Here is a 22,301-nt window from a genome sequence, read left to right on the forward strand (position 1 = left end):
CGCCGCGACCACACCACAGGTGAAGCACATGAGACGCAGCACCCTTGCGACCTCCGTCGTGACGGCGGCCTTGATGCTGGTGGGCACCGTCACCGCGAGCGCCGCGCCGGCCAAGAAGGGCTGGCACGGCCTGGGCTGGGACCTCCCGGCCCTCCAGCAGACCGAATCCGTGCCCGGGACGGCCGACCAGCCGCGCCCGGCGCCCGAGAGCGAGACCCGCTCGCTCGCCACGCCGCCGGAGGTGCGGCTGCCCGAGACCGGCAAGGTCGAGGTCGACCTGGCGCCGGTCGGCGCGGGCACCCGCACCGCCGCCGTCGCCGCCGGGAAGTCCGGGCTGGCGCTGGGCCGCGGTCAGGGCAAGGCGGGTCGCGCGCCGGACGGCCGGGGCTCGGCGAGCCGGGCCGCGGGCAAGGTCGAGGTGGAGTCCCTCGGCCTGCGCGACGGCCGGGCGCTCTACCGGGTCAGCCCGAAGTCCGGTGACACGTCCGGCCCGATCACGGTCCGGCTGGACTACTCCGGGTTCGCCGAGGCGTTCGGCGGCGACTACGGCCGCCGGTTGCGCCTCGTGTCCTACCCGGACTGCCTGCTGTCCACACCGGACAAGCCGGAGTGCAACGTCGCCACGCCGGTCGAGCACACCAACAAGGACAAGGCGCTGGTCGGTGAGACCACGCTGACCTCCGCGACCGTGCTGGCGGCGTCCGCCGAGGGCGACAGCGGCTCCGGCGACTACACCGCCACCCCGCTCTCCCCATCCGGCACTTGGACCGCCGGCGGCGCGTCGGGTTCGTTCACGTACGACTACCCGATCAAGCTGCCCGCCGCGCTGGGCGGCACGACCCCGGCGCTGTCGCTGTCGTACTCGTCGGCCACCGTGGACGGCGCGACCTCGGCCACCAACAACCAGCCCTCGTGGATCGGCGACGGCTGGACGCTGGCCGCGGGCGGGTTCGTCGAGCGCTCCTACAAGCCGTGCGCACTGGACCTGGGCGGCAACAACGGCCAGACCAAGACCGGCGACCTGTGCTGGGCGTCCGACAACGCCACCATCTCCTACGCCGGCCGCAGCACCGTCCTGGTCAAGGACACCGCGACCGGGAACTGGCGGCCCCGCAACGAGGACGGCTCGCGCGTGGAGCGGCTGACCGGCGCGGCCAACGGCGCCCGGGACGGCGAGCACTGGAAGGTGACCACGCCCGACGGCACGCAGTACTTCTTCGGCCTCAACCGCGTCCCGGGCTGGGCGGCGGGCAAGCCGGAGACCCAGTCGACGTTCACCGCGCCGGTCTACGGCAACCACGGCGGCGAGCCGTGCAACCAGGCCACGTTCGCCGCGTCGGCGTGCACCCAGGGTTGGCGCTGGAACCTCGACCACGTCGTGGACACCCACGGCAACGCGGTCGTCTACTACTACCAGCCGGAGATCAACGCCTACGGCCAGAACATGAACGTCACCACCGCGGGCACCTCCTACGTGCGCGGCGGCCACCTGCTGCGCATGGAGTACGGGCTGAACGCGGCGGCCGGCGGCAACTTCGCCCAGGCGCCCGCCCGCGTCCTGTTCGACACCGCCGAGCGCTGCGTGCCCGGCGGCGCGGTGACGTGCGACCCGGGCCAGCTGAACACCTCGACGGCGAGTTCGTGGCCGGACGTCCCCGCCGACCGCCTGTGCGCGCCCGGCGCGGTGTGCAAGAACGTCGCGCCGTCGTTCTTCACCCGCCGCAAGCTGACCACCATCACCACCCAGGTGGCCAACGGGTCCGGCGGCTGGCTGGACGCCGACCGGTGGGCGCTGGCCCACTCGTTCCCGGCCACCGGCAGCGGCGACAGCCCGTCGCTGTGGCTGGACAGCGTCACCCGGACCGGTCTCGCCGGCGGCAGCGCCTCGCTCCCGCCGACCACGTTCGGCGGCACCGCCAAGAGCAACCGGACGCTGGCCTCGCAGAACTACACCAGCCTGTCCCGCTACCGGATCACCGCGATCACCGGCGAACTCGGCGGCACCACCACGGTCACCTACTCCGAGCCGGACTGCCAGTCGGGCACCCCGGATCCGGCGACCAACACCACCCGGTGCTACCCGGTGCACTGGACACCCGCCGGCGCGACCGACCCGGTCCTCGACTGGTTCAACAAGTACGTCGTCACGGACGTGCACACGGACGGCCGCACGACCCTGGGCCAGCAGACCCGCACGCACTACGACTACCTCGACGGCGGCGCCTGGCACTTCGACGAGAACTTCTTCCAGGAGGCCAAGTACCGGACGTGGTCGCAGTGGCGCGGCTACGGCGTGGTCAAGACGACCCTGGGCAACCCGGGCGATGCGGCCGGGCCGCGCACGGTGACCCAGACCCGGTACCTGCGCGGCATGGACGGCGACAAGGCGGCCTCCGGCACCAGGTCCGTCACGGTCGCCAACTCGCTCGGCGAGAACACGACCGACGGCGACCAGTACTCGGGTTTCGCCCTGGAAACGCTGTCCTACTTGGACGGCAACGTCATCACGGCCACGCTCAACGACCCGTGGTCCTCCGGCGCGACCGCCACCGACGCCAACGGCGTCAAGGCCCACCACGTCGGCACGGGCGTGACCCGCAGCCGGGTGTGGCTGGCGGCGTCGAACAAGTGGCGCACGTCCCGCACGACCACCACCTTCGGTGACCACGGCCTGCCCACGCAGGTGCAGACCGAGGGCGACGTCGACGACGCGGCCCAGACCTCGTGCACCCGCACGGAGTACGCGGCCAACACGAGCACGTGGCTGCTCACCCTGCCCAAGACGGTGCAGAAGGTGTCCGGCCCGTGCACCCAGGCCAACGCCGCGAGCAGCGCGAACATCATCTCCGAGGTCCGCACGCTCTACGACGGCCAGGCCCACGGCGTCGCGCCGACCCGGGGCGACGCGACCGAGGTGCACATGCTGTCCGACTGGCCCGCCGGCGGGTCGGCGGTGTTCCAGACGCCGAGCGTCAAGACCGGCTACGACACCGTCTACGGCCGGGTCGTGTCGGTGTCCGACGCGCTCAACCGCACCACGACGACCACGTACACGCCGGAGACCGGCAGCCCGGTCACCAAGATCGTGACCAACGCCCCGCCGGTCACCATCGCGGGCGTGGCGACCTCGCTGACGACCGTGGACGAGATCGACCCGGCCAGCGGCGTGGTCACCGGCAAGGTCGACCGGTCGGGCCTGCGCACGGACCTGGCCCACGACCCGCTGGGCCGGCTCACCGCGGTCTGGAAGCCCGGCCACACCAAGGGTTCCTCGCCCGCCGACGCCACCTTCGCCTACACGGTCAACACGGCCTCGCCGAGCGTCGTGACGTCCAACCGGCTGCTCGCCTCCGGCCAGTACGCCACCAGCTACGCGCTGGTCGACGGCCTCGGCCGGACCGTGCAGACCCAGTCGCCGACCCCGTACGCGCAGGGCGGCCGGGTGGTCACCGACACCCTGCACGACTCGCAGGGCCGGGCGTGGAAGTCCCACCAGCAGTACTGGAACAGCGCCGCCCCGGAGCCGTCGCTGCTGGTCGTGCAGGACAACGCGGTGCCCGTCACCACGGTGACCGAGCACGACTCGGCGGGCCGGCCCACCGCGGTGATCACCCTGCACGACGGGGTGGAGCTGAAGCGGACCACGACCGCCTACGACGGCGACCGGGTCACCACGGTCCCGCCGCCCGGCGGCACCGCCTCGGCGGTCGTCACCAACGGCCTGGGCCAGAAGGTGAAGACCCTCCAGTTCAAGGACCGGGCGCGCACCGGCCCCGCGGACCCCGCCGACACCACCACCTACACGTACCTGCCGTCCGGTCTCCAGCACACGGTCACCGACAGCACGGGCGCCAACAAGTGGACGTTCGGCTACGACCTGCTGGGCCGCAAGACCACCCAGACCGACCCGGACGCGGGCACCACCACCACGACCTACGACGCCGCCGGCCAGGTCGTCAAGACCACCGAAGGCCGCGGCAAGGCGCTCGCGTACACCTACGACGCGCTGGGCCGCAAGACGGCGATGTTCGACACGTCGACCGCCGGCCTCAAGCTCGCGAGCTGGACGTACGACACCAAGCTCAAGGGCAAGGAGACCAACGCGGTCCGCTTCGACGGCGGCAAGGCCTACGTGCGCGCGGTGTCCGGGTACGACGAGGCCGGTCGGCCCACCGGCACCACCGTGGTCATCCCGACCAGCGAGGCCGGGATCGGCGGCACGCACTCCTTCCCCGTCACCTACAACCCGAACACCGGGGCCGTCGCCACGGTCAGCTCGCCCGGCGTGGGCGGCCTGCCCGCCGAGACGATCTACCGCGGCTACGACGCCCTGGGCTACCCCACGGAGTCGTTCGCGGCCAACGGCAACGGCGGCACGAAACTGGTGTCGCTGACCCAGTACAACCCGTTCGGGCAGGTGCTGCGGCTGAACCTGGCCGACGCGAACAACCCCAAGCAGGTGTCCGCGACCCACACCTACGAGGGCGCCACGAACGAGTTGGCGTCGGCGATGGTCGTGCGGTCCACGGCCACCGACCAGGTCGTCGCCAACCGGGCGTACACGTACAACCCGGCCGGTGACATCACCCGGATCGGGGACGTCGACGACACCCAGTGCTTCGGCTACGACTACCTGCGCCGGCTGACGTCGGCGTGGACGCCGGGTTCGGGCGACTGCTCGGCGGCGGCCTCGGTGGCCGGGCTCGGCGGCGTGGCGCCGTACTGGACGGACTGGTCCTACGACGTCACCGGCAACCGGGTGGAGCAGGTCAAGCACACCGCGGCCGGCGACACCAAGACCAAGATCGACTACCCGGCACCGGGCTCGCCCCGGCCGCACGGGGCGACGACGGTCACCACCACCGGCCCCGGCGGCACCACCTCGGCGACCTACGGCTACGACGCGGCGGGCAACACCAACGCGCGCCCGGGCCACTCCCTCGACTACAACGCCGAGGGCCACGTGGCCGTCGACACCGACACCGCCACCGGCAAGCCGACCCGCTACCTGTACGACGCGGACGGCAACCGCCTCATCGCGCGGGAACCGTCCGGCACCACCCTGTACGCGGGCGACGTCGAACTGTTCGTCCCGGCCGGCTCCACCACGGCCACCGGCACCCGGTTCTACACCCACGGCGGCAAGAACGTCGCCCGGCGGACGTCGGCCGGTCTGGTGTGGACGGTCGAGGACCACCAGGGCACCGGCACCGCGTCGGTCGACGCGGGCACCCTCGCCGTCACCCGCCGCCACCACGACCCGTTCGGCGTCGGCCGCGGCACCCCGCCGTCGTCGTGGCCGGACCGGCACGGCTTCATCGGCGGCGTGCAGGACGCGTCGGGCACGGTCCACCTCGGGGCGCGGGAGTACGACCCGACCCTGGGCCGGTTCACCGCGGTCGACCCGCTGCTGAAGCAGGACAACCCGCAGCAGTGGAACGGGTACTCCTACGCCAACAACAACCCGGTCAACCTGACCGACCCGGACGGCACCGAACCCCGCGGCGGCCCCTGCTACAACGTGCCCGGCCACGGCTGGATGCGCAGCGACGGCTACCCGTGCGCGGGCGCGGGCGACGACAAGCCGTGGATGAGCTGCAGCGCCTGCGGCAACGCGCCGCACACGGTGAAGCACCCGCAAGGCAAGCCGGAGTACGGCTCCGACCAGGCCAAGCACAAGCCGTACCGGAAGCTGTCGGTGCTGGAGGCCGGGCTGGCGGCGCACGACATCAACGCCCGTCTGGAGCACATGGGGCTGGTCGGGACCGCGGTGTGCGTCCGCTACGAGCTGACCTGCGAGTTGTTCGGGCACTGGGCGGGCAGGTCGGGTAGTGACTACATCCTGCGGCCCGACCAGATGGACCAGCTGATGGTGGACGACAACTGGAAGGGCACCCGGGAGGAGCCGATCAACACGTTGAGCGCCATGGCGGCGGAGAAGTGCGCCGGGTCGGCGAACTGCACGGTCAACCTCGACAGCGGTTGGCTGAAGGCGGTCGTGGACTCCACCACGGACAACAAGCTCGCCTTGCAGAGCATCGAGTACCGCATCTCCGGCCAGGTGACCGTCACCCAGGAGAACGGCGGCGGCACCCGGGTGCGCGGCGCGGTCACCGTGGACCTGATCAAGGACTACAACTTCGACGAGGGCAAGACCGTCGCCGGGGTCTACGATCTGACCTACCTGTCCCAAATGCCGGCCGCCGGTCTGGCCCAGGACTTCGTGGTCCGGGGCAGTCAGACCTTGACCATCGACCGGAGTCGTTAGTGCCCTCGAAGGCCCGTTGGATCACCGCCGCCGCGCTCACGGGTGCGGCGGCGGTGATCGCCACCGTCGTGCTGTACCCGAGCCACGACCCGAAGGCGTACCCGGGCAGCCGGTCGGGGTTCTCCTTCGAAGAGGCGCAGCAGCAGGCGTCGGTGCCCCTGCCGGGGTGCGCGCAGGAGACCGCCCGGTTCTACCTGGGGCCCGGGTTCGCCGACAGCACGATCGTCATGGACTTCACCGCCGGCGACGAGTGCGTGGAGAGCTTCCTGGCCGGCGTCGGGATCGACGGGTCGACGCCGGTCGTGCAGTGGAAACCGGTGTTCCAGGAGAGCGGACCGCCGGTCGAGCCGCCTACCGGGTCGGGCATCACCTGGGAGTTCCCGCGCACGGACCGGGTGGAGTACTGGACCGTCGAGCGGACCGACGGGGTGAACGACCAGTCGGTGCTGGTCGTGGTGAACCGATCCGCCCGGCCGCAGCACGTCTACATCCGGGCGTTCCCGGCGGATTAGCCCTTGTCGCTGCCCGGACGGACGTTGTGCCCGGTCGGTGCGGAGCGACAGTGGAGTGGTGGTGGAGCGGGGTCGGCGGAGCGGAGCGTGCCGGAGCGGCGTCGTCCGCCGGGCCTCGGGGTGTCGAGCATCCCGTCGAGGCGCTCCACCGGCTGGCCGGGAACAAGGTGGCGGCGGCGTTGCTGTCCGTGCAGCGGGACAAGCCCCGCGTGGCCGCCGACCCGCGGACGTCCGTGGAAGAACTGGTGCGGTTCTTCACCGCGGCGGCCGACGTCCACAACTCGCGGGCGGACGCGGAGGTCGCCGCCGCCCGGCTCGACGTGCGGCCGGTCCCGCCGGTGGCCACGTTCGACGAGGTCGCACGGGTGCAGGACGTGATCACCAACCACCTCACGCACGGCCGCGATGGCCTGCACCGCCAACGCGGTCGCGGCACCCGGCGCCAACCCGGCAACGTGCCGCAACAACTCCCCAGACGCCTTGAACCCAACCTGCACCAACACCGCATCAAACCGCCACGCCACCGCCCACCCGTCCCCGGCCGGACCCGGCGACCTGGGCACTCGCAGCGTCTTTCGCGCCAGCGCTCTGTCGTCGATCATCGGCGCAATTAGAACAGGCGGTATCTCAGAGCTTCCGACGGGCGTGAACGACACCAGGGTGGTACCGCGGTATGACGTTCGAGACGGCACCGGGGTACGACGCCACGGACCGCGTGCACGCCTAGCTTTCAGGCATGAGCACGATCCTCGTCCGAATCGGTGTCCAGCCGCGACCGGGTTTCGGTCGCGCGGTCCTCGCCGCGCCGCTGGTGGTGCTGGCGTTGTACCTGGTGGCTGGGGGGTGGTTCTACCCGTTGTGGCCGGACAACGTGGTGCGCTCGCGCTCCCGTTCACGGCTGATCCGGCGTTGGGCGGGGCGTGGGGCGGGCCGACGTTGGTGGGGGCGTGGGCGGTGCACGCCGGGCTGGAGATGGTCATGCGGGCGGTGTGCGTGCTGGGGTTGCGCCTGATCTACCCGAGGGCTACCGGGACAGCACGGCGGCGGTAGCCAACGCCAGGACGGAGAGCGTGGCGATCAGGGGGACGTGGTGCGGGACCGGGCGGGTCGTGGTGCGCGACCGGGTGTAGGCGATGGTGCAGAACAGGAGCCACGTCGCGGCGACCAGGGCCAGGGCCGCCGGGTGGTGGGCGGTGTGGCGGGCGGCGAGGATGGTCACCACGGTGAAGGTCAGGATCGTGCGCCGCCACGCCAGGTGGGTGCGTTCGGGCTGCAAACCCGGGTCGGTCACGGGTTGCTCACCACGACCGTGACCACGACCGCGCACGAGAGGGCGAACAGCAGGACCGCCAGCAGCGCGGGGAAGCGGGTCACCGGCAGCGGCTCACCCCGGCGCATGGCGCGTTCGCAGCGGACCCAGTGGTGGACCGCGCGCAACGCGCACACCGTGCCCAGGCCGATGGCGGTCAGGGCGACGGCGGTGCGCAGGCCCGGGTGCAGGCCGGACAGGAACTGGTCGACCGCCAAGCCCGCGCCGACCAGGGCCAGCGCGGTGCGCAGCCAGGCCAGGAACGTGCGTTCGTTGGCCAGGGAGAAGCGGTAGTCCGGGTTCTCCCCCTCGGCCAGCAGCCGCGCGGGGGAGAACCACAGCCGCAGGTCGCGCATCAACCGGCTGCTCCGGCGGGCGGTGTCATCGCGGGTCTCCACTCGGTCGGGTCCGTCCATTGTGGCAGCTTCACGTGTCCCGGTCGGACTGCCAGTGCCGCAGCTTCTCCGGGTTGCGGACGGCCCAGATGCGGGTGATCCGGTCGCCGTCGAAGTCGAACGCCGCGACCGTGACGGTGACGCGGTCGTACCGGGCCACCAGGCTGGGGCGGCCGTTGACGGTGCGTTCGAGGAGGGTCAGGCGGGGTGCCGCCGCGGCCATGATGTAGCGGGCGATGTCGTGGCCGCCGCGGATCGGGCGGCGCGCCGCGTTGACGATGCCGCCGCCGTCGGCGGTCATCGTGGCGTTCGGGTCGAGCAGGCCGACGAGGGCGGTGATGTCCTGCGCTTCCCACGCCTGCTTGAAGTTGCGGACGAGCACGGCCTGCTCGGGGTTCGGACCGGGGATATGTGCGGCGCGCAGCCGGCGGCGCGCGGAGGCGGCCAGCTGGCGGCAGGCGGCGGGGGTGCGGCCGACGATGCCGGCGATCTCGGGGAACGGGTGGCAGAAGACGTCGTGCATGCTGGTGGTCGCCGCGGAGTTCGTCTTCGCGGCCGTCGAGGCGTGGTCGGTGAAGGTGCGGCGGGCCGGGGTCGAAGCCAGCCATGCTTGCGATCGCCGAGATGATCACGGTCGACGGCTGCTCGGTCAGAAGCGCGTCCAAGGTGGCCGACTCGGCTTGGCGGCCGGGCGAAGTGGGAGACGGTTCGGGGGAAGTTGTCTGGGCACGGTCGGACCGGCACGGTCGTGCTGGACGTGGCGGTGCCGTGGAGGTGTGTGTCGCCGGTGATGTGACCGGCCTGTACTTCCTGGTCGGCACCGCCTGCCCGGGTGGTGGTCACCGCTGAAATGACGGGTCGCCAGGGTTAGCGGAGGCGTTTGATTTCGCCGCGGGTGCGGTAGAAGGAGCCGCTGGCGGATGTCAGGACTTCGGACACCAGGTAGCGCGCGCCGGGGACGCGGATGTTCTTCGGGAATTGGACGCCCCAACTCCGGTCGTAGCCCTCTGAGATCACGTGGACCCTCAGGCGGCCGCCCTCCTGGACGCACTCGACGATGACGCCCTCGCCGGGTGTCGCGTCGGAGATGACCTCCACCTCGGCGGTCGCTTCCACCCGGGCGATGGCGCCGGCCTTGATGTCCTGGCGGGGTGGGAGGTGGCCCTGTTCGGCGGCGTGGACGGCTTCGGGGCTGGCGTCCAGGCAGGCCAGGGAACCGTCGGTGGTCACCAGGTAGAGGCGTTCATCCCGGTACTGCATGGAGAACGCCGAACCGCAGCCCGTGGCGAGCTTCCACAGCCTTGTGCCGTCGGCGGCGAAGCAGTACACCGAGGACTGGTTGTCGCCGGCGAACACGAACTCCCCGTCCGGCGATGTCGCGCACGAGAACACCGGTGCGTCGCAACGGTAGTCACCTGTCTTGCGCCCGTCGGACTTGGCGAACCGGTGCACCCACCCCCTACTGGTCCCCGCGAACACCTCGGTGCGCTCCTGCCAGCCGAACAGCACCTGGCCCACGGTGTCGGCGTGCCACGCCCGGTGCCCGCGCCCGCTGTAGTGGGTGACGCCCCGCGAGTGCCCGTGGAAGACGCCCTCGTCCGAGCACCGCACCATCCACGCGTTGTCCCCGCTCGCCGGCATCGACCACTGGAACTCGTCCTCGTGGTCCACCACCGTCACCCGGCCCTGCCGGTCGGACACGCCCAGCACGCCGTCGTGGATGTCGAGCCAGTAGATGTCGACGTCGTCCGCGATCTCGTACGCCACCCGGGGCACCTTGGCGCCCAGGTCGTACACCTGACCGTCGTCGCACCCCGCGTAGATCCAGAAGTCGTCGGCCACGATGCACTTCACCGCGTCGGGCAGGCCGAACCGCCCGGTGACCCGGCCGTCGTGGGTGAGGGTGAAGACGTCGCCGTTCTCGTTGCCGACCCACGCGTGGTCCTCGCCGACGAAGATCCCGAACGCGGGCGCGCCGGACGCGAACCGCCACAGCACCGGAGCCTGGTGCGCTGTGGACCGCGTGCTGACGATCTGCCGCCGGCTCACCGGTCGCCGTTGGCGCATCCCCTTGACCGCCGGGGCGTAGCCCTTGCGGACCTTCTCGCCGATCTTCTTCTCGGCCGCCTTGAGCGCCTTGGCGTGGTCGGCGAAGGTCGCGGTGCGGACCTGACCCTGCTCGCCGATGCGCCCGTACGTGATGGTGACCTCGGTGTCCTCGACCCGCACCTCGTAGAACTTGTGCGCGCCGCCGCCCGCCTCGGACAGCTCCAGGTACGTCGTGCCGGACATGACCCTCCCCCTTCTCGATCAGCTGTGATCAAGGTAGCGAGGGGGTACGACAATTCCGGATCACCAGCCGGTGAGCAACAACTGGACCGCCACCACGGCGACCCCCGACAGGAACACGCCGACGCCCAGCGCGATGGCGAGACCGAGCCACGAGAAGCCGGAGAGCAGCAAGGACGCGCCGAACCCGACCGCGAACGCGGACCCGCCCCCGATCAGCGCCAGCCGCCGGGCCCGCGCCACCACCTCCTGCCACTGCTCGGCGGTGGGCGGCAAGGGTGGCTCGGGCAGCGAACCGAGGTCGTGCTCGTCGACCGCCCACAGCCACACCACGCCGTTGCGCGCGACACCGGCCATCAGCCGCAGGTCCGGGCTGAACACCACGTCCCGCACGTACGTCTCCACGGTCTGCCGCAGCCGCCCCGCCGGCACGCTCCACAGGTGGAGGCCGTCGTCGCTGCTGGTCGCCAGGAGCCGGCCGTCGGGGCTGAACGCCAACCCGGTGGGTGACGACGTCCCGCGCGGCAGGGTGGCGACGACGCCGTGGTCCGCCGTGCGCCGCAGCGAGGTGCGGTCCTCCTCGGCCACGGCGAGCAGCCTGCCGTCCGGGCTGAGGGCCACCGCCCGGGCGGAGGTCTCCGGGACCAAGGGGGCGCCGACCGGTCGCCGGGTCTCCGTGTCCCACACCTGGATTTCGTTGTGCACGCTCAGCGTGGCCATCTTCGGCGCGGCGGCGGCGACGTGGAGGCAGACGAGCTTGGCCATGCGCAGCGGTCGGTGTTGCCACTGGTCCTCGACCGCCACCCACAGGGCCGGTGGCTGCTCGGGCACCCACAGCACCAGGGTGCGCCCGTCGTGGCTGAAGCTCGGTCGTCCTATTTGGACCGGTTGGCGCAGGCGCGGCGCGACGGTCTTGGTGACCACCGTCCAGGATGCGGTCGAGTAGAGCGATGCGCCGGTCGGCGTGCTCACCGCCAGCAGCCGCCCGTCCGGGCTGAACGCGTACGCGGTCCGGTCCAGTTGCGTCGGTCCCACGCCTAGCCAACTGCTGGTGTCCAACACCCGTCCCCCGGCCGCCATCAGCGACGAATCCGGGGTGAACGCCACCGCCGTGGTGCGCGCGCCGAGCTTCGCGTGGTGCGGCAGGACCGCCGCGCCCGGCGTGTGCACGGGTTGCTCGACCGGCAGGCCCAGCGCCGCGCTCGCCGCCGCCGACAGCTCCTGGTCCTGGCTCGCCGCGAGGAGGCGAAGTGCCTGCGCGGACACGGTGTCGCCGGCCTCGGCACGAGTGCGCAGCACCCGGACGCCCTCCGCCCGCAGCGACGGGTCGGCACTGCGGACCAGGTCGTCCACGCCCGCCGCGGCGAACACCTCGTTCACCCGTTGCCTGACCTCCTGCGCGGACCGGTTGAGCAGCACCTCGGTGCGGAACTCGCCGACCGCCGGGTCCGCGAGCACGCCGTCCAGCTCGACGGCGTCCAGCGCGGGCGCGCGCAGCGCCCGGAAGGTCGGGTCGGCGTAGGTGTCGGTGGCGATCAAGAGCGCCGTGCGCATAACCCGGGCATTCTGCCGGCGACCGGCGCCGCGCGACCCGCACTCCGGCGGAAATCCGTGAACCTGGTTATTCGTCAACCACCGGTGGGCGGCCCGCCCAGGCGGACCGGGTCCGTCGGGCAGCGGGGAAGTGGTGCGGTTGGCGGATCAACTCCGTCCCACCACGGCGATCCCGCGCCCGGCGGAAATGGTAAGAATCGCTTTTGTCATTTCTTGAAATGCGCGATCAAGCGCTACTAGCGTCGTTTCCCGGAGCGCGTCGCCGCCGCACAGCGGTGGCCGCGTCGAATGTTCCAATTCGAGGAGGAAATGATGAGGGCAATTCCCGTCCTCGCCCTGACCGCCGCCGCCCTGGTCGCCTCGGCGCTGCCCGCCACCGCGGACACCCTGCCGCTGGACGGCGCGGTCGCCGCCCTGTCGGTCGAGTCGCCGGCGCGCCTGGAGGCCCACGGCGCGGCGGTGACCGTGCCGACCACCGTCGTGTGCGCACCCGGCGCGCAGGGGTCGCTGTTCGTGCAGGTCACCCAGAACGTGCGCGGCGACATCGCCACGGGCGACCGGTACGTCCCGATCACCACGTGCACCGGGACGTTCCAGAAGGTCGACGTCACGGTGGTCTCGCGGACCAAGGCGTTCCGCCCGGGTTCGGCGTACGCCACCGCGCAGCTGAGCGTCTGGACGCAGAACGATTGGGGCTCCGCCGAGCAGGAACGGGACATCACGATCGCCCGGTGACGTCCACCCGGTCCGGGTCGGTGTCCGCGGTCGCGCCGCGGCCCGGCCCGTTTCTCCTTCGCCCATCTGATGATTCGAGGTTCGCAAGTGCCCATGTGGTTGGTGCGCGTACTGGTCGCGGTCGTTCTGGGCCTGGGCGTTTCGATGGCGCCGATCGCCCACGCGATCGCGGCGCCGCCCGGTGACACGACCGTCGTCCGACCGCCCATCGCGCCGGCGTTGCCGCCCGGCGTCTCCCACCGCGAGTGGTCCGTGCCCGACTACATCGCGGCCTGGGAGGAGCAGCACGGCCGCGCGATGACCGACGACGAGCGCGCTACGCTCGCGCGGGGGTGCATCGGCGTGACGGTGGTGAACCTGGAGCGGGACGACGTGGCCAACCCGCCGCTGGGGCTGTCGTTCGACACGTTCGAGCGGGCGCGGGCGGTGCAGGCCGCGTTGAACGAGGTCCTGGCGTCGCGGCCGTCTCCACGCGAGTACGCGGCGCTGGTGCGCAAACACCCGTTGCTGAGCGGTCTGAAGAACGTGGTGTCCGCGTACCCGTCGTGGATCGACCCGAAAGAGTTGACGGCGTCGTTGTTCTCCAAGCGGTTCTGGATGAAGCAGGACCCGTCGTGGACCGACGAGGAGGCCGCCGCGGTGTTCCGGCCGAACGCCACCACCGGCCAGGTCGACATGAGCCGCTACCGGTACGTCGCCCGGCCGGGGTACGTCAACTTCGACTACGGCTGGTACGACGAGCAGAACCGGAACTGGTGGCACGCCAACCACGCCGAACCCGGGATGGTCGTCTACCAGAGCACGAGCCGGTTCTACTCCCGACCGCTGCTCGACTTCGACGCGCAGGTGTACACGGTCGCGTTCGCGAGGGTGCCGTGATGGACCTGAACGTCCACTTGGGACAGCGGATCACCTTGCACGGCACCGCCCACAACGCGCACGCCGGGGCGGTGGTCGTGCCTGCGGGCGGCGACCTGCCGGTCTACGTCGAGCACCTGCCCGCGTGGGGCGAGGAAGTCGGCCGGGACGTGCGCGTGACGGGCGTCCTGCGCCTAGTCCCCCCGACGGCGCGTAAGGACGGACCGGTGTCGCACGGCATCACCAGCTCGGTCTACGTGCTCACCGACGTGACGGCCGTGTCGCAACCGTGAACCGGCCGAGCCGGTCCTACGAGCCGGATTGAGCTGCCGGGCGCACCGGCTGGCGCAGCAGGGTCCGCGGGGACGGGTCGTCCAGCGGGGTCAGGTAGATCTCGTGGTGCAGGCCGTTGTACGCGAGGTCGTGCTCGGCGATGAACTCCTCCATCACCTTCAGCGACAGGTGTTCCTCGCTGAACGGCCCGTCGTGCAGCAGTTCCACGCACTGGCCCTCCGCGACCGTGGCGAGCCGGACCCGGTCCACCGCCGGACAGGTGGCGCGGGTCTGTTCCCTGGCCCGTTCCACCTGGCCGTCCTGCGGGGCGGGCAGGGGGAGCAGGAGGTGCCAGCGCCACTGGTCGCGGGGCACCTCCAGCGCGGGGCGCTCGTCCTCCGCCCACCACTGGCCCTCCAAGGGACCCGGACGGGTGCCCATGGCGGCGGCCACGGTGTAGAGGGCCTGCATGGCGGTCACGTGTTCGGTGCCGCCAGGTTCACCCTGTCCGGTGACGCTCAGGTAGGTGGTGGGGCCGTGGGTGGTCAGCGTCGGGGTCATGTCCAGTCCTCCAAGGGGATCATCAGGTGGGTGACCAGGTGGTCGGGTTCGGTGGTCGCGGGGTTGGAGACGTAGACCTCGCGGATCGGGCCGCGCAGCGGGTGGCCGTGCTCGACGCACCAGGCCAGCAGGGCGTGTGCGGTGAGCGGGACCTGGTCGTAGGGGCCGACGTGGGTGGCACGGGCGAACGTCCCGCCCGGCAGCACCTCGGTGCCGTCCTCGGCCACCAGGGCCACGCGGACCTCGAAGGCGTCGGCCAGCTCGACCGGGAACAGCCCGACGAGTTCCGGGATCCGGGCGCGGGGGAGGAGCCGGGCCACCGCGGCCGAGGTCGCCCGGGCCACGTCGGTCGGACCGGCCGCCGTCTCGGACTCCATGACGACCCGCCGCGCGGGCTCGGTGACCACCTGGACGGGCGCGGCCGGCAGCCCCTCGTCCAGCACCCGCCGCAACGCCGCCACCGTGCGCCGCCGCCGCGCCAACTCCTCCTCCTGCGCCCGCCGCACGCCCTCCAGCGCCTCCGCCGACCCCGCCAGCACCGCGGCGACGACCGGCAGCGGCACGTCCAGCGACCGCAGCAACGCGATCGACAGCGCCTGCCGCGCCTGGTCCCGCCGGTAGTACCGGTAGCCGGAGTCGACGTCCACGTGCGCCGGCTCCAGCAGGCCCAACTCGGCGTAGTGCCGCAACTGCTTGACACTCAACCGGCTCAACCTGGCGAACTGCCCGATCGGCAGCAACTCCGCGTCCACGGGCACCAGCATGGACTCTCCGACAGTGGGAGAGTCCAGTCCACTGTGGCGCGGAATGCCGCCGTCCGGGGAATGGGCTCGTCGGGGCGCTCGCGGGACAATGCCAACCGACCACACGGGGAGGCGCGGTGTTGGACGAGCGGGTTCGGGCACGGGTCGCGGCGGCCCACTTCTGGCACCTCGCCACGGTGAACCCGGACGGGTCGCCGCACGTGTCGCCGATGTGGGTGGACGTCGAGGGCGACCACATCGTGTTCAACACGGCCGTGGGGCGGGTGAAGGAGGAGAACCTGCGGCGCGACCCGAGGGTGTCGCTGTCGTGCGTGGACCCGGCCGACCCCTACGACCGGGTGGTGATCCGCGGCCGGGTGGTGGACTTCATCCTGGGCGCCGAGGCGGACCGGTCCATCGACGCGTTGGCGCACAAGTACCTGGGCGTGCCGCGCTTCGAGTGGCGGGTGCCCGGCGAGCAGCGGGTCAAGGTCGTGGTGGAGCCGACGCACGCCCGGCACGTGGTGGGCGTCGAGCCCTACCGGCCCGGCTCCGGGCCGTTGCGCCGACCGGACCAGTGACCTGGCCGCCTCGCCGCGCGGGCGTGCGGGACTGCCAGACTCCCCGACCATGCGTGAGGTGGGCAACGGGCGCTACCGGCTGGTCCGCGAGCTGGGCCGGGGTGGCATGGGGGCCGTGTGGCTCGGGCGGGACACCGTGCTGGACCGGGACGTCGCGGTCAAGGAGCTGATGATCCCCGGCGGCGTGCCGGTCGCGGAACGGGCGGTGTACCGGGAGCGGGTGCTGCGGGAGGCGCGGATCGCCGGTCGCCTGGCCGACCCCTCCGTGGTCACGGTGTACGACCTGATCAAGGAGGACGACCAGACCTACATCGTGATGGAGCTGATCAAGGCCCCCACGCTGGACGAGCTGGTCGACCTGGACGGGCCGCTGGACGCGCGCGCGGCGGCGACCCTGGCGGGTCAGCTGCTGTCCGCGCTGGAGGCGGCGCACGAGTCCGGTGTGGTGCACCGGGACGTCAAGCCCGGCAACGTGATGGTGCCGGGCCGGGGTCCGGTGAAGCTGACCGACTTCGGCATCGCGCAGGCCCTCGACGACCCCAAGCTGACCGCGACCGGCACGCTCATCGGCTCACCCGCGTACATGTCACCCGAACGGCTGTCGGGCGCGCCGGCGTCACCGGCATGGGACCTGTGGGCGTTGGGCGCGACCCTGTTCTACGCCACCGAGGGCCGCAACCCGTTCGAGCGGGACACCACGTCGGCGACCCTGCTCGCGGTGATGACCGAACGCCCCCAGCCGAACCTGACCCCCGGACCGCTGTTCGACCTGATCGTGGGCCTGCTCGAACCGGACCCGGAACGCCGACTGCGCGCGCCCGAGGCCAGACGCCTGATCGAACGGGCGCTGCACGACGACTCCACCACCCGGGTCGACCCGCCGACCGTCCGCACCCCGGCCGTCCCACCTGTCCCTGCTGCCGTGGTCGCACCGCGCCGCCGCACCGGGCTCATCCTCTCCGCAACCCTGACGCCGCTTTTCGTGATCGGCGCGGTGGTCCTGTTGTACTTCACGGTCTTCAAGCCGTACTTCACCCTGGGCCTGCCGGGCGGGACGACCACGCCACCGGGCACCCGGACCTCCCCGTCCTCGGCGGCCCCCACGTCCTCGCCCGCGATGCAACCCGTGCTGACCGTCGGTCCGGACGGCGACATCGCGGTCTACACCCTCCTCGTGTTCCAGAACGACTGCCTGAACTGGGTGCCCGCCAAGGGCGGCGGCGGGCTGGGGATCAACGCCCGGATCGGCTGCTACGCCCCGCACGACGTGGAAGTCCTGCACACCATCAACTCCGGCACCGACCACAAGAAGGAGGCGCCCTACCCGTCCGTGGAGGAGTTGACGCGCAAGGCCACCGCCGAGTGCACGCGGGTCTTCCTGTCGGACAAGGTGACCGGCCAGGACAAGGAGACCACCTTGCGGTTCTGGGTCGTCGTCCCGACCGCGGAGGCGTGGAAGCTGCGCACCACGTCCAGCGGCGACCGCACGTCCGACCGGACCTCCTCCTGCTTCGTCGGCCGGGCCGACGGCGCGAAGCTCACCGAGCCGATCATGACCGAGGACTGACGGCGTCCACCAGCGGCCGGGCCGGGGCGGCTTGGGCGCGCCGGTTTAGTCCGGCGGCGACGAACGACAGCACCAGCGCGGTGCCGGTCAGCAGGGCGCCGACCCAGTTGGGCGCGGTGTAGCCGAGGCCGGCGGTGATCACCAGGCCGCCCAGCCACGCGGCCAGGGCGTTGCCCAGGTTGAACGCCCCGATGTTCGCCGCCGACGCCAGGGTGGGCGCGGCGGACGCCTGGTCGAGCACCCACTTCTGCAGCGGCGGCACGGTCGCGAAGCCCAGCGCGCCCACGAGGGTCAGGGTGATCGCCGCCAGGACCCGGTCGTGCGCGGTGAAGGTGAACAGGAGCAGGGTCAGGGCGAGAGCGCCCAAAGAGGTGAACAGCATGGGCATCAGGGCGCGGTCGGCGAACCGGCCGCCCACAAGGTTGCCCGCGAACATGCCGATCCCGAACAGCACCAGCAGCCAGGTGACCGCGCCGGCGGAGTACCCGGCGACCTCGGTCATCATCGGCGCGACGTAGGTGATGGCGGCGAACACCCCGCCGTAGCCCAGGACGGTCATCGCCATCGCCAGCCACACCTGGACGTTGCGGAACGCCGCGAACTCCGTCCGCACGGTCACGCCCTCGGGCCGGCCGGTCTCGGGCACCAGCTTCGCCACGCCGAGCAGGCCCACCACGCCGAGCACGGTGACGAGCGCGAAGGTGACCCGCCAGCCCGCGGACTGGCCGATCACGGTGCCGCCGGGCACGCCGACGACGGTGGCCAGGGTCAATCCCATGAACATCAGGGAGATGGCCGACGCCTTCTTCTCCGGCGCGACCAGGCCCGCGGCGACCACGGAGCCGACGCCGAAGAACGCCCCGTGCGCCAGTGAAGCCACCACCCGGCCGACGAGCATGACGGCGAACACCGGGGCCAGGGCGGACAGCGCGTTGCCGACGATGAACAGGCCCATGAGGAACATGAGCATCTTCTTGCGCGAGACCCGGGTGCCCAGGACGGTCAGCAGCGGGGCGCCGAGCACGACGCCGAGCGCGTAGCCGGTGACCAGCCAGCCCGCGGTGGGGATGGTGACGCCGAAGTCGGCGGCGACCTCGGGCAGCACGCCCATGATCACGAACTCGGTGGTGCCGATCCCGAATGCACCGATGGCGAGGGCCACGAGCGCGAGAGGCATGAGAGGACCTTCCAGAAGACTTGCAAACGATGTTTACAGGCGTCCGACGGTAGTTGCAGACGCGGGATAGTTGCAAGCGCGGGCTATGCTAACGTGACGGATGTCCCCCTCCGAGTGAAAGGCCGCTGTCGATGACCGCCACCGCCCCCTCCATGACGGCGCTCGCTGCCGGTTGGTGCGCGCTGTCGGTCCTGCACGACCGCATCGAGGGCCGCGTGGAGCGGGCCTTGCAGGCCGGGCACGACCTGAGCGTGCGCGAGTTCTCCCTGCTGGAGGTGCTCAGCCGGCAGCACAACGGCGAGGGCGGCCACCTCCAGATGCACCAGGTGGCCAACGCCGTCGTGCTCAGCCAGAGCGCCACCACGCGCCTGGTCAGCCGCTTGGAGGAACGCGGCCTGCTGTCGCGCTACCTGTGCCCGACCGACCGGCGCGGCATCTACACCGACGTGACCGAGGCCGGTCTGGCGCTGCTGGAGCAGGCCCGCCCCACCCACGGAACGGCGCTGCGGGAGGCGTTGGACCAAGCCCGTCAGGACGCCGCTCTGCGCCCGCTGGTCGAAGCCGTCGAGGCGTTGGGGACGGAGATTCAGCCCTCGTAGACGACGTTGCCGCGCGCGTCCAGCGCGCGGACGAAGGGCACGTAGGGCGACTTGTCCTCGCGGACACCCGTGAGGTCCGCCAGGTAGGAGCCTTGCTCACCTGAGCCGGGACCTCGTGCCCGGACCGCGTCCGGATGATCACCGTGGCGACGTCGGCCGCCACCGCCCCGAACGTGTACCACTTACCTTCCGTCGGGTAGCCCGCGAAGCCCATCGAAGTCACCGCGCGGTCCTGGTCGATGTCGTGTTCCGAGTTCGTGGCGCCGGTTCTGTGGACGGCGCACCGCACGGCTTTCGTGGCCGAGCGCGCGACAACGGTGACCGCCCCGTCACGCACCATGCTCGGGCCGGCGGTGAACGACTCGGTGACGGGCCTCCCGGTGGAGCGCATCAGGTCGAGGCAGCGTTCGAGGGCGGCCTCCGGGCCGGGCGGCGCCTGGCCGGGCACGGCGCGCCCACCACCACCGGGACCTGCGCCGCCACCCACACGCCGACGAGCAGCAACGCGGTCAGCGCCACACCGGTCCGCTTCATCCCCACCCCCGTGCGCATTGTGCATGGTCCGGCCGGCGGGAACGGGGTCCGGGTGCGACAGTGCCGGGCGTGGTGGATCGGTCGGTCGTCGCCTGGATGCTCGGGGCCTTCGTGGTCGCCTTCCTCGTCACGCGGCTGGTGACGCGGCTCATCCGGGCTGGGCGCGGGCCGTTCCGGGACGTCTCGGTGGGCGGCGTCCACGTGCACCACCAGGTGTTCGGCATCTTCCTGCTGTTGTTCACGGGCGCGACCGCGCTGGTGTTCCAGCCCGCTGCGGGGTGGGCCGACGTGACGGCGGTCGGGTTCGGGATCGGGGCGGCGCTGACGCTGGACGAGTTCGCGCTGTGGTTGCGGCTCGACGACGTCTACTGGGGACCGGAGGGGCGGCGGTCGGTGGACGCGGTGCTGGTCGCGGTCGTGGTGGGACTGCTGTTGCTGGCGGGGTTCTCGCCGTTCGACGACGACCCGGACGACGGCGGCCTGGCGGCGGTGCTGGTGGTGGCGGTGAACCTGGTGTTCGCCGTGGTGGCGATCCTCAAAGGACGGACGCTGCTGGGCATCTGCGGGCTTTTCGTGCCGCTGCTGGCGTTGTACGCCACGTGCCGGGTCGCGCGGCCGGGGTCGCCGTGGGCGCGCCGGTTCTACCGGCCGGGGTCGCGGCGGATGGCCAAGTCGCTGCGGCGGTTCCCGCCGGACCGGCGCAACCGGTGGGACCCGGTGGTGGACCTCTTCGCCGGACCGCGCTGAATTGTCGTACCCCGGTGCGACACTCCCCCCATGACTCAAGATCGCGAAGTTCTGGTGGCGGAGGTGACCCGGATCGCCGAGCGGGAGGTGGCGCCGGGGCGGGCCGGCGTGTGGCAGGTCGTGATGACCGGCGGGTCGTGGTCGTTCAAGGTGTTCCCGGACCGGGGGCCGATGACCGGGGACGCCTCGTTCGAGCGGTTCGACCTGTTCCGGAAGCTGGAGGCGGAGCTGCGGCCGTCCGGCGACGACCGGCTGCTGGTGGTCGAGGTGGCGCTGGACGGCCGGGGCGGGTCGGAGTTCACGCACGCCTTCGCGCCGCCCGGGAGTTCGGCGGACACCGTGGTGCTCGACCCGGAGTACCGCCACCCCCGGCACCCGCTGCCCGGGATGCCGCGCCCGGCCCGTGTGGAGCCGACGGGGGCGCCGACCGACCCGGAGGTGCTGCGGCAGGTCGGGGAATTGCTGGCGGAGTTCGTCGGGCACCACCGAAGACTGACCGGTCGGGACCCGGAGTTCGGCGAGGTGTGCACCGAGGAGGACCTGGCCGCCGCCGAGCGGGAGATGGGTTTACGGCTGCCCGAGGACGTGCGGGCGCTGTACCTGCTGATCGGTGACGACATGCGGGAGAGCGGTGTCCTGGGGCGGTACAAGCTCATGCCGCTGGGCGAGGTGGTGTCGGAGTACCTGGACGGCGATCCGGGGGCGTGGGGGTGGAACGAGGACCTGTTCGCTTTGGACCGGGTGGTGCTGGAGGCGGAGCCGCCGGGTGCGGTGCGGCGGGTGTCGCGCAGCGACTGGTGGGTCGTCGCCTTCACCGACCTGGCCGGCAACTACGCCGCGCTCGACCTCGACCCCGGCCGCGCGGGCCGGTCCGGGCAGCTGATCGCCTACGGTCGGGACTTCTACGGCCCGGTCGGGTACGTCGCGGAGTCGGTCACCGCGCGGATGACGGCCGTGGTGGAAAAATTGCGGAAGGACGAGATCGAGTCGCTGGAGGACTACGGCCGGCTCGTCGTGCCGCTGCGGGACGAGGACCAGGACTACGACGCTTCGGAGTCGGTGGAGTCCCGCGACCTGGCGGAGGTGCTGGCCGAGATCCCGAACCGTGAGCGGGTCCAGCAGCTCTACCTCAACGACGCCGAGACACTGGACCTGCGCGCACTGACCGCCACACCGGGACTGCGCGACCTGAGCATCAACCGCGCGGGCCGGGTGGAGTTGCACCTGCCGCACACCGTGGAGGGCCTGACACTCGAGGCCCGCGAGGCCGACCTGTCCCTCCTGGCGGGCCACCCGACCCTGTGGGACCTGACCGTGACGGGCCTGCCGGTCCGCGTGGCGGATCTGGCGGCGCTACCGGCTTTGTCCTTTGTGGACTTGTCGGAGGCGGACGTGGACGACGTGGCGGCGCTGGCGGACTTGGACGTGCGGGTGCTGACACTGTCGGGCGACCAGTGGGCTGTGCTGCGCGCAGCCGGCCGCCTGCCCGCCCGCCTCGCGGGTGCGCGGCGGGCGGGCAACTCCCGGGTGATGGAGGTGGTCGCCTGGTCGGACTGGCTCCTGTCAACCCGCTGACCACTGGCGGGATCGCGCGGTGGT

The 22,301-nt window shown here is 71.8% G+C and carries 22 protein-coding genes; 12 read left to right on the top strand and 10 right to left on the bottom strand.

What is annotated here, in order from left to right:
* The first annotated feature begins 28 nt into the window (after positions 1-28).
* The 4 genes from RIN75_RS30980 to RIN75_RS30995 all read left to right on the top strand — a co-directional run bounded on the left by RIN75_RS30980 (position 29) and on the right by RIN75_RS30995 (position 7,830).
* Positions 29-6,268: an RHS repeat-associated core domain-containing protein gene (locus RIN75_RS30980; protein ID WP_309115592.1), complete on the top strand. Its 6,240-nt coding sequence runs from the start codon at positions 29-31 to the stop codon at positions 6,266-6,268.
* A complete protein-coding gene (locus RIN75_RS30985) occupies positions 6,268-6,780 on the top strand; it encodes a hypothetical protein (RefSeq protein WP_309115593.1) in 513 nt (170 codons plus the stop codon). The genes RIN75_RS30980 and RIN75_RS30985 overlap by 1 nt, the downstream gene beginning before the upstream one ends.
* Positions 6,781-6,830: 50 nt before the next feature.
* Positions 6,831-7,394 (top strand): hypothetical protein, encoded by a 564-nt coding sequence (locus tag RIN75_RS30990; RefSeq protein WP_309115594.1) that lies wholly within the window; start codon positions 6,831-6,833, stop codon positions 7,392-7,394.
* A 244-nt stretch (positions 7,395-7,638) separates the two neighbouring features.
* Entirely contained in the window at positions 7,639-7,830 is a 192-nt protein-coding gene (locus tag RIN75_RS30995) for a hypothetical protein (protein WP_309115595.1), read from the top strand.
* Here RIN75_RS30995 and RIN75_RS31000 read toward each other — a convergent pair.
* The 5 genes from RIN75_RS31000 to RIN75_RS31020 all read right to left on the bottom strand — a co-directional run bounded on the left by RIN75_RS31000 (position 7,805) and on the right by RIN75_RS31020 (position 12,327).
* Entirely contained in the window at positions 7,805-8,071 is a 267-nt protein-coding gene (locus RIN75_RS31000) for a DUF202 domain-containing protein (RefSeq protein WP_309115596.1), read from the bottom strand. The two genes, RIN75_RS30995 and RIN75_RS31000, sit on opposite strands and share 26 nt — an antisense overlap.
* The gene (locus RIN75_RS31005; protein WP_309115597.1) at positions 8,068-8,505 is read right to left on the bottom strand and encodes a DUF202 domain-containing protein; all 438 of its coding nucleotides are present in this window, start codon (positions 8,503-8,505) and stop codon (positions 8,068-8,070) included. Before RIN75_RS31005 ends, RIN75_RS31000 begins: the two co-directional genes overlap by 4 nt.
* Positions 8,506-8,515: 10 nt before the next feature.
* On the bottom strand, positions 8,516-9,007 hold the full coding sequence (locus RIN75_RS31010) for a hypothetical protein (RefSeq protein ID WP_309115598.1): 492 nt from the start codon (positions 9,005-9,007) through the stop codon (positions 8,516-8,518).
* 344 nt (positions 9,008-9,351) lie between these two features.
* Entirely contained in the window at positions 9,352-10,776 is a 1,425-nt protein-coding gene (locus RIN75_RS31015; protein WP_309115599.1) for a WGR domain-containing protein, read from the bottom strand.
* Positions 10,777-10,836: 60 nt separating this feature from the next.
* Positions 10,837-12,327 (bottom strand): WD40 repeat domain-containing protein, encoded by a 1,491-nt coding sequence (locus tag RIN75_RS31020; RefSeq protein WP_309115600.1) that lies wholly within the window; start codon positions 12,325-12,327, stop codon positions 10,837-10,839.
* 312 nt (positions 12,328-12,639) lie between these two features.
* On the opposite strand from RIN75_RS31020, the gene RIN75_RS31025 reads away from it, so the two are divergent.
* From RIN75_RS31025 to RIN75_RS31035, 3 genes are all read left to right on the top strand, one after another.
* A complete protein-coding gene (locus RIN75_RS31025) occupies positions 12,640-13,062 on the top strand; it encodes a hypothetical protein (RefSeq protein ID WP_309115601.1) in 423 nt (140 codons plus the stop codon).
* A gap of 93 nt (positions 13,063-13,155) precedes the next feature.
* Positions 13,156-13,941 (top strand): hypothetical protein, encoded by a 786-nt coding sequence (locus tag RIN75_RS31030; RefSeq protein WP_309115627.1) that lies wholly within the window; start codon positions 13,156-13,158, stop codon positions 13,939-13,941.
* Positions 13,941-14,213, top strand: coding sequence for a hypothetical protein (locus RIN75_RS31035; protein ID WP_309115602.1), 273 nt, complete (start codon positions 13,941-13,943; stop codon positions 14,211-14,213). The genes RIN75_RS31030 and RIN75_RS31035 overlap by 1 nt, the downstream gene beginning before the upstream one ends.
* A gap of 16 nt (positions 14,214-14,229) precedes the next feature.
* On the opposite strand, the gene RIN75_RS31040 is transcribed toward RIN75_RS31035, so the two are convergent.
* A complete protein-coding gene (locus RIN75_RS31040; RefSeq protein WP_309115603.1) occupies positions 14,230-14,754 on the bottom strand; it encodes a GyrI-like domain-containing protein in 525 nt (174 codons plus the stop codon).
* Complete coding sequence (locus tag RIN75_RS31045; protein ID WP_309115604.1) at positions 14,751-15,518, bottom strand: GyrI-like domain-containing protein; 768 nt, start codon at positions 15,516-15,518, stop codon at positions 14,751-14,753. Before RIN75_RS31045 ends, RIN75_RS31040 begins: the two co-directional genes overlap by 4 nt.
* A 119-nt stretch (positions 15,519-15,637) precedes the next feature.
* Here RIN75_RS31045 and RIN75_RS31050 point away from each other — a divergent pair, with 119 nt between their 5' ends.
* Together RIN75_RS31050 and RIN75_RS31055 are read left to right on the top strand one after the other, a co-directional pair.
* Positions 15,638-16,078: a PPOX class F420-dependent oxidoreductase gene (locus RIN75_RS31050; protein ID WP_309115628.1), complete on the top strand. Its 441-nt coding sequence runs from the start codon at positions 15,638-15,640 to the stop codon at positions 16,076-16,078.
* Between the two features lie 49 nt (positions 16,079-16,127).
* A complete protein-coding gene (locus tag RIN75_RS31055) occupies positions 16,128-17,645 on the top strand; it encodes a protein kinase (protein ID WP_309115605.1) in 1,518 nt (505 codons plus the stop codon).
* Here the strand turns inward: RIN75_RS31055 and RIN75_RS31060 are convergent.
* The gene (locus RIN75_RS31060; RefSeq protein WP_309115606.1) at positions 17,629-18,822 is read right to left on the bottom strand and encodes an MFS transporter; all 1,194 of its coding nucleotides are present in this window, start codon (positions 18,820-18,822) and stop codon (positions 17,629-17,631) included. The two genes, RIN75_RS31055 and RIN75_RS31060, sit on opposite strands and share 17 nt — an antisense overlap.
* A gap of 131 nt (positions 18,823-18,953) precedes the next feature.
* On the opposite strand from RIN75_RS31060, the gene RIN75_RS31065 reads away from it, so the two are divergent.
* A complete protein-coding gene (locus tag RIN75_RS31065) occupies positions 18,954-19,421 on the top strand; it encodes a MarR family transcriptional regulator (protein ID WP_309115607.1) in 468 nt (155 codons plus the stop codon).
* Here RIN75_RS31065 and RIN75_RS31070 read toward each other — a convergent pair.
* On the bottom strand, positions 19,409-19,603 hold the full coding sequence (locus tag RIN75_RS31070) for a hypothetical protein (protein WP_309115608.1): 195 nt from the start codon (positions 19,601-19,603) through the stop codon (positions 19,409-19,411). The two genes, RIN75_RS31065 and RIN75_RS31070, sit on opposite strands and share 13 nt — an antisense overlap.
* Positions 19,604-19,811: 208 nt before the next feature.
* Positions 19,812-19,955, bottom strand: coding sequence for a hypothetical protein (locus RIN75_RS31075; protein WP_309115609.1), 144 nt, complete (start codon positions 19,953-19,955; stop codon positions 19,812-19,814).
* 69 nt (positions 19,956-20,024) lie between these two features.
* Here RIN75_RS31075 and RIN75_RS31080 point away from each other — a divergent pair, with 69 nt between their 5' ends.
* On the top strand, positions 20,025-20,702 hold the full coding sequence (locus tag RIN75_RS31080) for a hypothetical protein (protein ID WP_309115610.1): 678 nt from the start codon (positions 20,025-20,027) through the stop codon (positions 20,700-20,702).
* Between the two features lie 30 nt (positions 20,703-20,732).
* Positions 20,733-22,277, top strand: a complete 1,545-nt coding sequence (locus tag RIN75_RS31085; protein ID WP_309115611.1) for an SMI1/KNR4 family protein — start codon at positions 20,733-20,735, stop codon at positions 22,275-22,277.
* The last annotated feature ends 24 nt before the right edge of the window (positions 22,278-22,301 follow it).

The organism is Saccharothrix sp. (assembly GCF_031180885.1).
GTDB lineage: Bacteria > Actinomycetota > Actinomycetes > Mycobacteriales > Pseudonocardiaceae > Actinosynnema.

Excerpts from the sequence above, each read along its gene's own strand:
- RIN75_RS30980 (WP_309115592.1), top strand. The coding sequence starts at position 29 with ATGAGACGCAGCACCCTTGCGACCTCCGTCGTGACGGCGGCCTTGATG.
- RIN75_RS31005 (WP_309115597.1), bottom strand. The coding sequence starts at position 8,505 with ATGGACGGACCCGACCGAGTGGAGACCCGCGATGACACCGCCCGCCGG.
- RIN75_RS31010 (WP_309115598.1), bottom strand. The coding sequence starts at position 9,007 with ATGCACGACGTCTTCTGCCACCCGTTCCCCGAGATCGCCGGCATCGTC.
- RIN75_RS31015 (WP_309115599.1), bottom strand. The coding sequence starts at position 10,776 with ATGTCCGGCACGACGTACCTGGAGCTGTCCGAGGCGGGCGGCGGCGCG.
- RIN75_RS31020 (WP_309115600.1), bottom strand. The coding sequence starts at position 12,327 with ATGCGCACGGCGCTCTTGATCGCCACCGACACCTACGCCGACCCGACC.
- RIN75_RS31025 (WP_309115601.1), top strand. The coding sequence starts at position 12,640 with ATGAGGGCAATTCCCGTCCTCGCCCTGACCGCCGCCGCCCTGGTCGCC.
- RIN75_RS31030 (WP_309115627.1), top strand. The coding sequence starts at position 13,156 with ATGTGGTTGGTGCGCGTACTGGTCGCGGTCGTTCTGGGCCTGGGCGTT.
- RIN75_RS31035 (WP_309115602.1), top strand. The coding sequence starts at position 13,941 with ATGGACCTGAACGTCCACTTGGGACAGCGGATCACCTTGCACGGCACC.
- RIN75_RS31040 (WP_309115603.1), bottom strand. The coding sequence starts at position 14,754 with ATGACCCCGACGCTGACCACCCACGGCCCCACCACCTACCTGAGCGTC.
- RIN75_RS31045 (WP_309115604.1), bottom strand. The coding sequence starts at position 15,518 with ATGCTGGTGCCCGTGGACGCGGAGTTGCTGCCGATCGGGCAGTTCGCC.
- RIN75_RS31055 (WP_309115605.1), top strand. The coding sequence starts at position 16,128 with ATGCGTGAGGTGGGCAACGGGCGCTACCGGCTGGTCCGCGAGCTGGGC.
- RIN75_RS31060 (WP_309115606.1), bottom strand. The coding sequence starts at position 18,822 with ATGCCTCTCGCGCTCGTGGCCCTCGCCATCGGTGCATTCGGGATCGGC.
- RIN75_RS31065 (WP_309115607.1), top strand. The coding sequence starts at position 18,954 with ATGACCGCCACCGCCCCCTCCATGACGGCGCTCGCTGCCGGTTGGTGC.
- RIN75_RS31075 (WP_309115609.1), bottom strand. The coding sequence starts at position 19,955 with ATGAAGCGGACCGGTGTGGCGCTGACCGCGTTGCTGCTCGTCGGCGTG.
- RIN75_RS31085 (WP_309115611.1), top strand. The coding sequence starts at position 20,733 with ATGACTCAAGATCGCGAAGTTCTGGTGGCGGAGGTGACCCGGATCGCC.